At 64.7% G+C, this 14273-nt stretch carries 12 protein-coding genes; 4 read left to right on the top strand and 8 right to left on the bottom strand.

Annotated features, from left to right (window positions below):
• Positions 1-7 precede the first annotated feature (7 nt).
• From T31B1_RS16440 to smc, 5 genes are all read right to left on the bottom strand, one after another.
• Positions 8-415, bottom strand: coding sequence for a hypothetical protein (locus T31B1_RS16440; protein WP_353250610.1), 408 nt, complete (start codon positions 413-415; stop codon positions 8-10).
• A gap of 84 nt (positions 416-499) precedes the next feature.
• Positions 500-799, bottom strand: coding sequence for a hypothetical protein (locus tag T31B1_RS16435; protein ID WP_353250609.1), 300 nt, complete (start codon positions 797-799; stop codon positions 500-502).
• Positions 800-824: 25 nt separating this feature from the next.
• A complete protein-coding gene (gene ligA / locus T31B1_RS16430; protein WP_353250608.1) occupies positions 825-2927 on the bottom strand; it encodes an NAD-dependent DNA ligase LigA in 2103 nt (700 codons plus the stop codon).
• The gene (zipA, locus tag T31B1_RS16425) at positions 2928-3830 is read right to left on the bottom strand and encodes a cell division protein ZipA (protein WP_353250607.1); all 903 of its coding nucleotides are present in this window, start codon (positions 3828-3830) and stop codon (positions 2928-2930) included.
• Positions 3831-3880: 50 nt separating this feature from the next.
• Positions 3881-7384 (bottom strand): chromosome segregation protein SMC, encoded by a 3504-nt coding sequence (gene smc / locus T31B1_RS16420; RefSeq protein WP_353250606.1) that lies wholly within the window; start codon positions 7382-7384, stop codon positions 3881-3883.
• Between the two features lie 174 nt (positions 7385-7558).
• Here smc and queF point away from each other — a divergent pair, with 174 nt between their 5' ends.
• A complete protein-coding gene (gene queF, locus T31B1_RS16415; protein WP_353250605.1) occupies positions 7559-7948 on the top strand; it encodes a preQ(1) synthase in 390 nt (129 codons plus the stop codon).
• A gap of 42 nt (positions 7949-7990) precedes the next feature.
• On the opposite strand, the gene T31B1_RS16410 is transcribed toward queF, so the two are convergent.
• A complete protein-coding gene (locus T31B1_RS16410) occupies positions 7991-8674 on the bottom strand; it encodes a glycine zipper 2TM domain-containing protein (protein WP_353250604.1) in 684 nt (227 codons plus the stop codon).
• A 108-nt stretch (positions 8675-8782) separates the two neighbouring features.
• On the opposite strand from T31B1_RS16410, the gene cysZ reads away from it, so the two are divergent.
• A complete protein-coding gene (gene cysZ, locus T31B1_RS16405) occupies positions 8783-9577 on the top strand; it encodes a sulfate transporter CysZ (protein WP_353250603.1) in 795 nt (264 codons plus the stop codon).
• Here cysZ and T31B1_RS16400 read toward each other — a convergent pair.
• The gene (locus T31B1_RS16400; RefSeq protein ID WP_353250602.1) at positions 9574-10398 is read right to left on the bottom strand and encodes an HAD-IA family hydrolase; all 825 of its coding nucleotides are present in this window, start codon (positions 10396-10398) and stop codon (positions 9574-9576) included. The two genes, cysZ and T31B1_RS16400, sit on opposite strands and share 4 nt — an antisense overlap.
• A 142-nt stretch (positions 10399-10540) precedes the next feature.
• On the opposite strand from T31B1_RS16400, the gene dksA reads away from it, so the two are divergent.
• Both dksA and phaR read left to right on the top strand, forming a co-directional pair.
• Entirely contained in the window at positions 10541-10984 is a 444-nt protein-coding gene (gene dksA, locus T31B1_RS16395) for an RNA polymerase-binding protein DksA (protein ID WP_353250601.1), read from the top strand.
• Positions 10985-11107: 123 nt separating this feature from the next.
• Positions 11108-11671, top strand: a complete 564-nt coding sequence (gene phaR / locus T31B1_RS16390) for a polyhydroxyalkanoate synthesis repressor PhaR (RefSeq protein ID WP_353250600.1) — start codon at positions 11108-11110, stop codon at positions 11669-11671.
• A 459-nt stretch (positions 11672-12130) separates the two neighbouring features.
• Here phaR and pnp read toward each other — a convergent pair whose 3' ends face one another.
• Entirely contained in the window at positions 12131-14257 is a 2127-nt protein-coding gene (pnp, locus tag T31B1_RS16385) for a polyribonucleotide nucleotidyltransferase (RefSeq protein WP_353250599.1), read from the bottom strand.
• Positions 14258-14273 lie beyond the last annotated feature (16 nt).

The raw sequence follows: 14273 nt of genomic DNA, 5'->3' as shown, positions 1-14273 counted from the left end.
GTCCCGTCTAGTCCGTGTCCTCTGCGAGAAAGGTCTTTAGCGCCGCTTCGTCGAGATCACCGAGCATGACAATGCGTGAGACCGGTTCGGCCGCCGCGCCGTCGGCCTTGCGACGCAGCACGACCAGCGGCTGGTAGGCGTCGAACTCGGCCATGCAGAATGCAACGGTCGGATCACGCTCGACCTCGCCGGGGGCATGAATACCGCAGCAGACCACCGACCATTCGGTGTTGTGGACTTCACGATAGACCCAGCCACGGGCCTCGGCGGCGGCTTCGAACACCGGCGCGGCCACCTGCTCGACCACCGCCTGCGCCCGGGCGGCCATGCTATCTCGCCGTTCGGCCAGACGCTGGTTCGACCCCAGCTTGGACTGTACTTCGTCGGTGGTGACTTCGAGCCAGCTACGCGCCACGGATGCCTGCCTTGGTTTTCGCCTGAACGGCGGCCAAGCGTAAGCCGTGGCGTTGAATCCTACAAGACAGCGGGCGCTCGATGCCTAGCCGGCCTTGGGCTGACGGGCACGGCGGGCGCCCTTGGTATCGGGCACTTCGTAGCCACAGGTCGCCCGCGCACGCGCGGCGGCCTCCACCATGCGCGACAGCCCGACCTGACGCTGCTCGACGGCCATGCCACTGGCCAGTTCGGCGCGGGCGTCCCGTGCGCTCTGCTCGACACGCTTCAGATCGATGGTGCAGGTGCTGTCATCGGGTGAGATCAGCAGTCCGCTGCAGCCGGTCAGGCCGGCGGCCAGCGCAACGACCAATCCGTAGCAGCCGCGTCGAGACCATGTATTCATCGGGGATTCTCCGAGCGGTCGCCGGTCAGGGCTCGACATCGTCGAGCAAAGCGATGAAAGCGGATTCGTCCAGCAGCGAGACGCCCAGTTTTTCGGCCTTGTCGCGCTTGCTGCCGGGCGCTTCGCCGACCACCACATAGTCGGTTTTTTTCGACACGCTGGAGGTCACCCGCCCGCCAAGCGCGGCGATACGCGCGCTGGCCTGATCGCGCGTGAGCTGTTCCATGCTGCCGGTCAGCACGAACGTGCGGCCGGCCAACGGCTGCGCGCCAGCGTCGGTGGTCGCGCTCGGCCAGTGCACGCCGGCGGCCTGCAACGCTTCGATGACCTCAGTGTTGCGCGCTTCGGCGAAGAAATCGGCTATACAATGGGCCACCCGGCTGCCCACGCCGGGCACCGCCTGCAGCCCTTCGGCCGTCATGATCCGCTCGCGGGCCGCGCGGTTGTCCGGCTCATCGCGCTGCGCGCGCTCGGCGCGCTCCAGGTAGGCGGCCGCTTCAGCTCGCAGAGCATCGAGCGTGCCGAAATGTTCGGCCAGATCTCGTGCCATGGTTTCGCCGACTTCACGAATCCCGAGCGCGAAAATGAAGCGTGCCAGCGTGGTCTGCTTGGCGGCCTCGATCGAGGCCAGCAGATTGGTCACGGATTTGTCGCCGTAGCCTTCGCGTTCGACCAGCGCCGCACGGTGTTCGGCCAACGCGAAGATATCGGCCGGTGAAGCCAACAGCCCCTCGTCGACGAATGCCTCGATCTGGCGATCGCCCAGGCCTTCGATATCCAGCGCACGGCGCGAGGCGAAATGCTTGAGCGCTTCGCGCCGCTGCGCGGCACAGACCAGCCCGCCCGTGCATCGAGCGACCGCCTCGCCTTCGAGGCGCTCGACCGCTGAAGCGCAGACCGGACAGACCGCAGGCAATTCGATCGGCTGCGTACGCTCGCCTCGCCGTGCGACCTCCTTGACCTCGGGAATCACGTCCCCGGCGCGGCGGACCACTACGATGTCGCCCACGCGGATATCCTTGCGCGCAATCTCGTCCATGTTGTGCAGGGTCGCGTTGGACACCGTCACCCCGCCGACAAACACCGGCTCGAGCTTGGCGACCGGCGTCAGCGCGCCGGTCCGCCCGACCTGGAACTCGACGCTGTTAAGCGTGGTAGTGGTTTCTTCGGCGGGAAACTTCCGGGCGATCGCCCAGCGTGGCGCCCGTGCAACATAACCGAGCTCCGAACGCGTAGCCGCGTCGTCGACCTTGAACACGCAGCCGTCGATCTCGATATCCAGCCTCGCCCGCCGCTCGGCCATCGCCTGGTAGTAGTCGATACAGCCGTCCAGGCCCTCCACCGGCCGTACGTGCTCGCTGATCGAAAAACCCCAGTCGGCCAACTGCCGGAGCTGGGCGTACAGGCTGTCAGGCACGGGTGCGCCGTCGACCCGCCCGATCCCGTAGGCCATGAAGGCCAGCGGTCGCTGGGCGGTGATTTTCGAATCCAGCTGGCGCAGGCTGCCTGCCGCGGCGTTACGCGGATTGACGAACGGTTTGTGGCCGTCATCGCTGAGCCGCTTGTTGAGCGCTTCGAACTTCGAACGCGCCAGCACCGCCTCACCGCGTATCTCGATGAATGCCGGCGGGTCGTCGCAAAGCAGGCGCAGCGGCAGGTTGCGGATGGTACGCGCGTTGGGCGTGATGTTCTCACCGGTAATCCCATCGCCGCGCGTCGTGGCCATGGTGAGCAGGCCGGCCTCGTAGCGCAGATTCAGCGCCGTGCCGTCGAACTTGGGTTCGGCACAGTAGGTCAGTTGCCGGCCGCCGACCGCATCCCTGGCCCGACGATCGAACTCGGCCAGCTCGTCGTCGTCGAAACAGTTGCCAAGCGACAACATCGGCGTGGCATGGTCGACCGACTCGAACTTGTCCGATGGAGGCGCGCCTACGCGCTGGGTCGGCGAGTCGGGCGTGATAAGCGCCGGATAGTCGGCCTCGATGGCCTCGAGCTGCTCGAACAGCCGGTCGTATTCCGCATCGCTGACGCTTGGATCGTCATCGACATAGTACGCCCGGCTGTGCTCGGTGAGCGTGCGCGCGAGTTCGGCCGCGCGTCTGGCGACCTTGTCCGGAGGCGCGCCCATTCAGCGGCGCTGGGCGATCTTCGCACGCCGATCGATATCGGCGATCTGATCGAGCATGTATTGCGCCGTCTGCGCCTTGAGCAGCGCGCGCTTGTCGTCCAGCACCTCGCCACCCAGCGCCTCGGCGATCCGATTGGCGGTCTCCATCATCTCTCGCATGGCGGGCATGCCGTCGATCGGCCCGGGCAACACGAGAAAGAACGTCAGCCCGGGCGTGGCCAGGTGGTCCTGATCGACCGGATCGAGCGTGCCCGGCTTGAGCATGTTTGCCACCGCGAACACCGACTCGGGGATGCCGTTGGTCTCGGTTACCCGATGATAAATATCGTTGAGCCCGAATTTGAGTCCTTCGTCGGTCAACGCGGCGTGAATATCCGGGCCATCGAAAAAGCGACCGTCGGGCGTAGCGACATGCAGAATGAACACATGCTGCTGCCCGTCGGCCGGCGGTCGCTGCGGACGAATATCCTCGACACGTTCGCCCGACGGCCGGGAAAGCGACGCGGCGGCCGAGGCCGGCGGCTGTTCCGACTCGGGCGCGTCATCGACCGGCGCGGCAACCTCGGCCGGGCGTTCCTGCGCGCGTTCCTTATAGGCGCGCCACGACGCTTCGGCCGCCGCGTCATTGAGCTCGTCGGCCTCCGGCTCGTCCACCGGTGGCGGCGCGCTGGCTCCGTGGCCCGCCTTGCGACTGGCCGGCGTCTCTTTCGAGAGCGTACGCACGCCCACGATATAGGAGTCGCCACCGAGCGATTCGCCCCGGTCAAGGGCTTCGTCGTCGACGGGGGCATCCTCCTCCATCCCCTGCCAGGGATCGTTGGCCGACTGACGACGCAGATACCAGTACGCGCCGCCCACCACGGCGATGACCAGAATCAGCAGAAACCATTGCACGATAGACATAGTCGATTGTTCTTCCGCAGCGATTGTCTTGGGCGCACCGGGGCCGGCGTTCAGCCGGCCATGTCCAGCGCCTGTTCTATATCGACACTGACCAGGCGTGACACGCCCGGTTCGGCCATGGTCACGCCGTGCAATTGCTCGGCCAGCGACATCGTCAGCTTGTTGTGAGTGATGACGATGAACTGCACTTGGGCAGACATACGGCGCACAAGTTCGCAAAACCGCGATACGTTCGCATCATCCAGCGGCGCATCGATTTCGTCCAGCATACAAAACGGCGCCGGGTTGAGCTCGAACAGCGCGAACAGCAGCGCCACGGCGGTGAGCGCCTTCTCACCGCCCGACAGCATCTGGATGGATGCATTGCGTTTGCCTGGCGGACGCGCCATCACACGGATTCCAGTGGCCAGCCAGTCGTCCTCGGTGAGTTCGAGAGCCGCTTCCCCGCCGCCGAACAACTCCGGAAACATTTCCGCAAAACGTGCGTTGACCTGTTCGTAGGTCGCCTTGAAACGCGCACGCGTTTCACGATCGATCTTGGCGATGGCAGCTTCCAGGGTAGCCAGCGCCTCCGACAGATCGGTGTGCTGCTCGGCCAGATAGGCCTCGCGCTCGGCTTCGGCGTCGTATTCCTCGATCGCGGCCAGGTTGATCGCACCCAGCCGCTGGATCTTGCGTTCGAGCGCTTCGATGGCTTCGCCCCATTGCGCGGCGTCGGCGTCCTCGGGCAGTGCCTCCAACAGGGGCAGCGGCGCCTCGCCGAGCTCCTCGAGTTGTTCGGTCAGCCCGGCCCGACGCACGCCGGCGGTCTCGACATCGATACGCGCCTGCTGAAGTGCATCGCGTATGTCTTCTACCCCCTGCTCGGCAGCCATGACGGCCCGCGCCTTATCCTGCATCGCCTGTTCACACGCCGACAGCGCGCTGCGCGCCTCGCGCAGGCTCCGGTCGGCCGCCTGCTGGGCCTGCCGAGCCTCGGCCAGATCGTCGGCGCTGTGATGTTCGCCGTTGTCCGCCGGCTGCTGGGCCTCGAAGCGCTCGAGCTTGGCTGCCAGATCGGCGCGCGCCTGTTCGCTATCGCCGATACGCACGGCCACGCTCTCGGCACGATCGGCGATGCGCGTCTGCTCGACCTCGAGATCACGCAGCTGACGTTCCGCCTGCGCCGCGGTGGCGCGCTCACGCTCGAGGGCGTTGCGCGCCGCATGACGCCGCGCCTGGATGGTTTTTCGGTCGTCGGCAAAGATACGCGCCTGGCTTTCCAGCTCTTCGACCCGGACCGCGGCCTGACGATGGTCTTCGTCGGCGCTGGCCACCTGCTCGGCCAGCTCGGCCAGTTCGCTATCGATCTCGGCGCGTCGGCGCGTGTTCTGCTCGGCGCGGAGCTGTTCGCCCTGCAGCTGTGCGCCGGCGGTCTCGATCGCGCGCCGCTGTTCGCCGATCCCCTGGTCCAAACGAGCGCAGCGGGCCTGGGTTGCCTGCTGGTGTTCACGGCATTCGGCCAGGGAGTGCCGCCGGGCTTCGACATCCTGCTGCCCCTCATCCACGGCGGCCGCCAATGATTCGATACGCTGCTCGCGCTCGAACACACCCTGTTCGGCGGACTGGCCGGCCGGGGTGATCAGACTCGCCGGACCGATACGGCAACCGTCGAGCGTGATGAGCTGCTGGTCGCCGCGTAGCTGGTGGCGCATCGCCAGCCCGGTGGCCAGGTCAGCGACTACGAACAGCCGCCCGGCCGCGGCGCGGATCGCGGCCGGGCCTTCCAGGCCATCGGCCAGGCACTCGGCGGGCGCGGGCGCGGAAGACGATTCGAGCGTCCAGTCGCGGTCTTCGATCAGGGCAACGGGCTCACCAGGCCAGTCGCCGGTTGTGCCGGCATCCAGGGACTCGACTACAAACCCGCGCAGCAGCGGCCCGAGCGCGACTTCGGCCGCCGTTCGCCAGGCCTCGCGGACCCGAATCCGGCGGGCAACGCCGCGCGCCTGGCCATGACCACGTGCGGCCAGCCACGCGTTGATACGATCGTCGTCCTCGCGCAGCACCGCCTGCTGCATCTTGCGCTCGGAGGCCAGCTCGGCCTGCTGTTCGGCCAGTGCTGTCGTGCGCTCGGCGACTTCGCGCTCCAGTTCGACCAGGCGCGAACGCAGACCGCGATCGGCCTCGGCCTCGCGTTCGGCGGCGTCGAGATCCGCGGCGAGCGCACGTTCGCGCTCGGTCAGTTCGTCGGCCTGTCGGTCTAGGCTGGCCTGATCGAGGGCCGGGATCGCCTCGCGCTCGCCGCGGCGCACCCGGTCGCGCTCGGCGAGCTTGTCACGCTGTTGTCGTGCGTAATCGGCACGGGTCCGCTCGGCATCCAGCTGCTGGACCGGGTTGTGCTCGGCGGCATTGTGCTCGTCCCAGGCCTGCTCGGCCGCCCGTGCTTCGGCTTGTGCAGCATCGCGCGCGCTGCGTGCCTGAATCAGCTGTGCGTCCGCCTCGCTGCGCTGGCGTTCGAGACGCTCGCCTTCGACGACAAGCTCGCCGCGGCGCCGCTCATCCTCGTCGCGGCGGGCCTCCAGCGCCGCGATCTGGTCGAGCAGTGCCTTGTGCTCGCGCTCGCGCATGTCCGAGACCTCGCGCGCATGGGCGAGCGCTTGCTCGATCCGACCGACACGCCCCTGGGCATCGTAGAACGCAGCCTGGGCTTGCTGAACCCGGGTCTGAATCGCCTGCTGTTCGGCCTGATCGGCGTCGCGTGCAGCCTGGGCTTCACGCCGAACCGAGATCGCCTGACGGAGCCGGTCTTCGGTCGCTCTCAACTGCGCTTCAGCGGCGCGGGTCTGTTCGTTCTGGCTCGACCAGCGCAGGGCCAGCAGCTCGGCACGCAGCCGACGTTCATCGGCCTTGAAGGTCTTGTATTTCTCGGCGTTTGCGGCCTGACGCTTGAGCACGGTCAGACGCTGGCTCACCTCGCCGATCAGATCGTTCAGACGATCGAGATTTTCGCGCGTATGGCGAATCCGGTTTTCGGTCTCGCGCCGGCGTTCCTTGTACTTGGAAATGCCTGCTGCTTCTTCCAGAACCTGGCGCATATCCTCGGGCCGGGCCTCGATCAGCCGGTTGACCGCGCCCTGCTCGATGACCGCGTAGTTGCTGCGTCCGCCCAACCCGGTGCCCAGGAACAGATCGATCACATCGCGACGCCGCGCGCGGGTGCCGTTGATCGCGTAGCGGGAACCCCCGTCGCGAGCGAGTTCGCGACGGATCGATATCTCGCTGAAGGCGCCGTATTGGCCACCAAGCTTGCCTTCACTGTTGTCGAAACGGAGTTCGACGGACGCTCGGCCCACCGGTTTGCGTGCCTTGGACCCGTTGAAGATGACGTCTTCCAGCGCCTCGCCGCGCAGCTGCCGCGCGCTGGATTCGCCGGTCACCCAGCGCACCGCGTCAATCACGTTGGACTTGCCGCACCCGTTGGGCCCGACCACGCCGGTGAGGTTGGAGGCCAGCGACAGCGTCGTCGGATCGACGAACGACTTGAAGCCGGCCAGGCGGATGGAGCTCAGGCGCACGGGCTGATCGCCGCCGACAGGCGCTGTGACGATTGGCGTTGTAGGCGAACCCGACGCACATCGGCCTCCGCGAAACGGTGTCGAACCAGGCTACGCGTACGGCGACGCGCGTAAAGCCGGCTAGTGTACCCTAGCGGCCTTCCGATTTTGCAGCCTTTGCCCGCGAGGTGAACGATGTCGACCCAGCCGAACCGCGATCTGGACACCTTCCCCAACCCGACGCCGGCACGTGATTACACGATCCGCATGCGGATCCCTGAATTCACCTGCCTGTGTCCGAAGACCGGCCAGCCGGATTTCGCGACGATTCACCTCGAATACGTGCCGGAGGCGACCTGCGTGGAACTGAAGTCGCTCAAGCTCTATATCTGGTCGTTCCGTGACGAAGGCGCGTTCCATGAAGCGGTGACCAACCGTATCCTCGAGGATCTCGTTGCCGCGACCGAGCCGCGATTCATGCGCGTACGCGCAGAATTCTGGATGCGCGGCGGTATCGACACCGCGGTCATCGCCGAGCATCGAGCCGATAACTGGCACCCCGGCACGGCCGTCTCGCTGCCCTGACGGCCAGCGAGCGGCCGCGATCGCCTGATGCATCAGTAGCCGTTAGCGCATCAGCACCAGGTTGTTGCCCTGCACGCGCACCCGCGTGCCCACGCTGACCGAGTCGGCGGTGTCGACCTTGACCGAGCGCGAACCGCCGGCGTCCATCGCGACGTTGACCTGGTAATAGGTCTGCTTACGGACACGTTTTTCGACTTCGTTACCTGCGAACGCGCCACCCAGTGTCCCGGCGATCTGGGCGATCGTCTTGCCCGAGCCACTGCCGATCTGGCTGCCGACGACAGCGCCGGCGACACCGCCGGCCACGGCGCCCACGCCCGAACCATGCTCGATATTCTGGGTGACGGGTGTCACGGAACTGACCGTGCCGCAATCGCCACAAACCGGTTGCTCATCGGCCTTCGCCTCTTGCCGGGCCTCTGCGCGAGCCGTCTGTGTCGCCTGATCGGACTTCTTGCGCGCATCGGCCTGCTTCTGCTCGGCCTGGCGCTTTTCGGCGGCGGCCTTCTGTACACGCTCGTCAGCAGCCGCCTTTTCCTGTTCCGCCTCGGCCTGTGCCTTCTGCTGCCGAGCGGCTTCAAGATCGGCCTGCGCCGACTCCAGATCCGCGTTGGCCTGTTCGACCTTGGCCTGGGCATCCTCGGCATCGTTCTGCGAACAGCCCGCCAGGGCCAGCGACAACAAACCGATGATCAAAAAAGTCTGAAACGAGCGCATGAGGGACATGACGGAACTCCGATCGATTCTTCTACACTGTGCCGACAACAACGCGGATCAGCCACGATCCACGCCTGCTGCTTGCGCGACAGTATATTCGCCCTAACCGAACGCGACATGAATCCCAGACCCCGCAATCCGATCGCCGAATTCGCCCTTGGTCCCAGCTATCTTCTGCGCGGCTTCGGCCTGCTGAGCCAGCCCAGGCTGCGACGCTACGTGGTGATTCCGATTCTGATCAACATCGCGTTGATCGTGGCGTTGGTAAGCCTGTTCGGCTGGCAGCTAGACGCTTGGCTGGACCGATGGCTCGCCGGACTACCGGGTTGGCTGTCCTGGCTGGAGACGCTGATCTGGTGGATCGCCGTGGTGCTATCCACGCTCGCCTTCTGCTATGTCTTCACGCTTCTCGCCAATCTGATCGCCAGCCCGTTCAACGGCCTGCTCTCCGCCCAGGTCGAAAAACTCGTGACCGGGCGCGCGCCTGAATCGGGAATGACCCTGGCCGGTGAAATGGCCGACGGCGTGTTCGGCGAACTGCGCCGGCTGCGCTGGTATGCCGGGCGCGCTGTGCTGCTGGGATTGTTGAGCCTGGTACTGCTGTTCATACCGTTGGCCAACCTTGCGATCGCACCGCTATGGTTCGTGTTCGGGGCGTTCATGTTGTCGTTCGAATATCTCGACCAACCCATGGCCAATCGGGGCCTGACCTTCGACAACAAGCTGGTACGCCTGCGCGCGCGGCGCTGGCGGCATCTGGGTTTTGGCAGCCTCGTGACGCTGGCGACCGCCATTCCACTGGCCAACCTGGTGGTCATGCCCGCCGCGGTAGTCGGCGCGACCCTGCTCTACCTGGAAACACAGGGCGATGCCCTGGATGCGGCGCTGCCCGCTGATCGGCCGACGATCTAGTCGTCCGCGGACGCGCGATCGGGATCCTCCGGCCGGCTACCGTCGCGGGACGCGGCATTGATCCGGCGCAGCACCGCCAGATCGACATACTCGAAGTCGAATCCCGGCGAGCGGATAATCCGCACCGGCTGGCCGGGCTCGCCGAGCGAGTCCACCACCGCGCTGGCCGCGTTGAAGCGCTGCCGGCGTGTATCGTCGTTGATGGTGACCAGCACGGGAATACGCGCGGCATAGGCAGCGGTCGCGCCGGCATTGGAATCCTCGACCGCAATACAGGTGGACGGACGACAACCCAGACGTTCGCAGGCCAGGCGGTAGGGGTCGGGCGCCGGCTTCTTCCGGTCGACCTCGTCGCCGCAGACGGTCAGTTCCACATAGCCCCGCAAGGCATCGCCGAGGGCGTGATCCAAAAACGGTTCGAGCGTCGCGCGGGTCGCATTGGTGACGATGGCGATCCGCATTCCGGCCTCGCCGGCCTCCTTCATCAGCCGCGCAACACCGGGCCGCAGCGGCACTTCGCCCTGTTCCAGCCGTTCGCGGAAATGACGGGATTTGCTCTGATGAAGGCGTTCAATCCAGGCCTGTCGGTCGCTCCGCACGCTGGCATCGTGCTCGCCCAGCGCCGGATCGTAATTGTCCAGATAGTGATCGATTCGCTCACGACCGCCAGAGATCAGCAGGAGCTTGCGATACAACGCCTTGGTCCATCGCCACTCCAGTCCGTGCTCACGGAACGCGCGATTGTAGGCCGGCAGGTGGCCGTCGGGCTCGGTATCGGCGAGCGTGCCGTCGACATCGAATAACAGGGCGCCAAGGCTCATAGGGCGGGCGTCGCGAGACGGGTCGGTGGAAACGGCGCGAGTCTGCCAGATCAGCCGCAGCGGCGCATCTGTGCACACCATATATTGCACCAATGCGATTTATTTGCTAAACGTACGCGCTGTTTTCCGACACGAGGCCACCATGGCTGCCACCTCGAAAGCATCAAAACTTGATGCGCCTCAGCAGTTTACACCCTACACCCCGAAAGAGGGTGAGGAGTACATGAATGAGGCGCAGCGCGATCACTTCCGCAGCATCCTGGTGAACTGGAAGCGCGAACTCATGGAAGAGGTCGATCGCACCATGCACCACATGAAGGACGAGGCCGCGAACTTTCCCGATCCGACCGACCGGGCAAGCCAGGAGTCCGAGTTCAGCCTGGAGCTGCGTACCCGTGATCGCGAACGCAAGTTGATTCGCAAGATCGACCAGGGCATCGGCCGGGTCGACCGCGACGAGTACGGCTTCTGCGACACTTGTGGGACCGAGATCGGCATCCGTCGTCTGGAAGCACGGCCGACCGCCACCCTGTGTGTCGATTGCAAGAGCCTCGACGAAATTCGCGAGCGTCAGCTCGGACGTTGATCGACCGCACCGGGCCGTGGCTCTCGACGCCTGCCGATCCCGGCGGGCGTTTTTTTTGTCCGGCGACCGCTCGCCTTCGTCTGCCCAAACAAGCACACGATCTGGCACAATCGTTATACCGCAATGCAACAAGTCATTGCCTGGCACACGATGGGGCCCGCGATGAGTGAGGAAAAACGGATCATCAAGAAGTATCCGAATCGGCGTCTGTACGACACCGAGGTCAGCCGATACATCACGCTGGAAAATATCCGCCAGCTGGTGATCCGCGGCGAGGATTTTCAAGTGATCGACAAGCGCAGCGGTGATGACATCACCCGCACGATCCTGCTGCAGGTGATCAGCGAGCAGGAAGAAGGCGGAGATCCGATATTCCGTACGGAAGTGCTGCGCAACATCATCCGCTTTTACGGCGACTCGATGCAGAGCACGGTCAGCTCCTATCTGGAGCTGTCCCTGGAATTCTTTTCCGAACAACAGCAGCAGTTCAAGGACCGCATGCGCCGGCTGATCGGCGCAAACAACCCGTTGGTGACGCTCCGCGAGCTGTCGCAGTATCAGGTGCCCATCTGGCGGACCGTACGTCGCGAATTCCTCGCCAACCTCAAGCGCCGCGAAAAAGCCGAGGAGACTTCAGAAAATCGCACCACGGCCGAAACTAAAGATGACACGACGGGTCATAACTAGAGCCAATCGTGATCATTGATAAGTTGTTGGCAATTTGTCCACGAAGTATTTGACTAAAGTCGTAGACGGCCCTATACTGCAACGCAACATCAGCAGACACGCTGACAACCTAATCTCCTCCGAAAGGCCTAACGGCCTTTCTCGCACTTTGCCCCCTTACCCTAGGGGGCTTTTTTTTGGCTGCGATCAACCAATCGCGATACGGTGGACCTTCAGGACGCCCGGTTCACATCACTCGGCGTGTCGACCGACCCTCTTCCACCGATCATCCGTTCGCGAGCGCACCCGGCCGCGCTACCCGGGACCGGCGGGAGGTGGCAGAGCGGCGCCCTCACCGTGATATGCCGTGATCTGTTCCGCGAACGGAAACAGGCAGAGCCGCCCCGATCCCGCGAATATGACCCGCCGGCAAAAAAAAAGGCGCCCGAAGGCGCCTTTTGATCATTCGACCGATACGTATCAGCCCTCGGCGTCGGCGGATTCCGACTCGGCCAGCTCCTTCATCGACAGGCGCACACGTCCCTGACGATCGACTTCCAGCACCTTGACCTTAACGATCTGACCTTCCGACAGTTCGTCGCTGACTTTTTCCACACGGTGGTCGGCAATCTGCGAGATATGCACCAGCCCGTCACGTCCGGGCACCAGGTTGACGAACGCGCCGAAGTCGACGATGCGCACTACCTTGCCTTCGTAGACCTGGCCGGCCTCGATATCGCGGGTGATATCCTCGATCCGCTTGATCGCCATGTCGGCGGCTTCCTTGTCGACTGCCGCGACATGAATCGTGCCGTCGTCCTCGATGTCGATGCTCGCGCCGGTCTCTTCGGTGATCGAGCGAATGGTCGCGCCGCCCTTGCCGATGACGTCACGAATCTTGTCGGAATCGATCTTGATCGTGAAGATACGCGGCGCCCATTCCGAGACTTCCTCGCGCGGCTTGTCGATAGCCTCGGCCATGACGCCCAGGATATGCAACCGCCCTTCCTTGGCCTGGTCCAGTGCGACTTCCATGATCTCGCGCGTGATACCGCCGATCTTGATGTCCATCTGCAGCGCGGTCACGCCCTCGGTGGAACCGGCCACCTTGAAGTCCATGTCGCCCAGGTGATCCTCGTCGCCGAGAATATCGGTCAGCACGGCGAACTTGTCGCCCTCCTTGATCAGCCCCATGGCCACACCGGCTACCGGTGCCTTGATCGGCACGCCGGCGTCCATCAGCGCCAGACTCGTGCCGCACACCGAAGCCATTGACGATGAGCCGTTGGACTCGGTGACCTCGGAGACCACACGCATGACGTAGGGGAATTCCTTCTCCAGGTCCGGCAGCACGCCCATGATCGCGCGCTTGGCGAGCTTGCCGTGGCCGATCTCGCGACGCTTGGGGCTACCCATGAAGCCGGTTTCGCCCACGCAATACGGCGGGAAGTTGTAGTGCAGCATGAACGGATCGTCGTACTTGCCTTCGACGGCGTCGATCATCTGCGCGTCCCGACCGGTGCCCAGGGTCGACACGACCAGCGCCTGAGTTTCGCCTCGGGTGAACAGGGCCGAACCATGAGTACGCGGCAGAACGCCGGTACGGATGGTCAGCTGGCGCACGGTACGGGTATCACGCCCGTCGATCCGCGGCTCGCCTTCGAGAATACGCGAGCGAACCGTCCTCTTCTCGAGCGCACCAAGCGCGCCCTTGACCTCATCACGGCTCCAGCCGTTCTCGCCCTCTTCCACGGCCAGCTCGGCTACGACGGCTTCCTTGATCTCGGACAGGCGAGCGCCGCGATCCTGCTTGTCGGCGATCTGGTAGGCCGCGGTCACGTCGTCCTTGGCCACCCGCTCGACTGCCTGAGCGAGCGATTCATCGGTGGGTGCAGCCTGCCAGTCCCAGCTCGGCTTGCCAGCTTCGGCCGCCAGCTTCTCGATTGCCTGGATCGCCACCTGAAGCTGTTCGTGGCCGAACAATACGGCGCCAAGCATGATCTCTTCGGAGAGCTGCTTGGCTTCCGATTCCACCATGAGCACCGCATCGCTGGTGCCGGCGACGACCAAGTTGAGCTCGCCTGCCTTGAGCTGGGACGCGCTCGGGTTGAGCACGTACTCGCCGTCGGCATAGCCGACTCTCGCACCGCCGATCGGCCCGGCAAACGGCATGCCGGAGATCGCCAGAGCCGCTGAGGCGCCGATCATTGCCGGGATGTCGGAATCGATCTCGGGGTCCACCGACATGACCGTAGCGACAATCTGGACTTCGTTATAAAAGCCCTTCGGGAACAGCGGACGAATGGGACGGTCGATCAGGCGGCACGTCAGGGTTTCCTTTTCGCCCGGCCGGCCCTCACGCTTGAAAAACCCGCCCGGAATCTTGCCGCCGGCATAGGTGCGTTCCTGATAATTGACGGTCAGCGGGAAGAAGGCGGCGTTCGGCGCTGCTTCCTTCTTGCCCACGGCGGTGACGAGCACGACGGTATCGCCCATGCTCACCTTGACCGCACCGTCGGCCTGACGGGCAATCTCGCCGGTCTCCAGGGTCACGGCGTGCGCGCCGTACTGGAATGTCTGCTTGCTGGTTACTGTGACGTTGCTCACGGTATGTTCCTGTTTA

It is taken from the genome of Salinisphaera sp. T31B1 (genome assembly GCF_040361275.1).
Classification (GTDB): Bacteria; Pseudomonadota; Gammaproteobacteria; order Nevskiales; family Salinisphaeraceae; genus Salinisphaera.
This window is presented reverse-complemented; position numbering and strand designations above follow the sequence as displayed.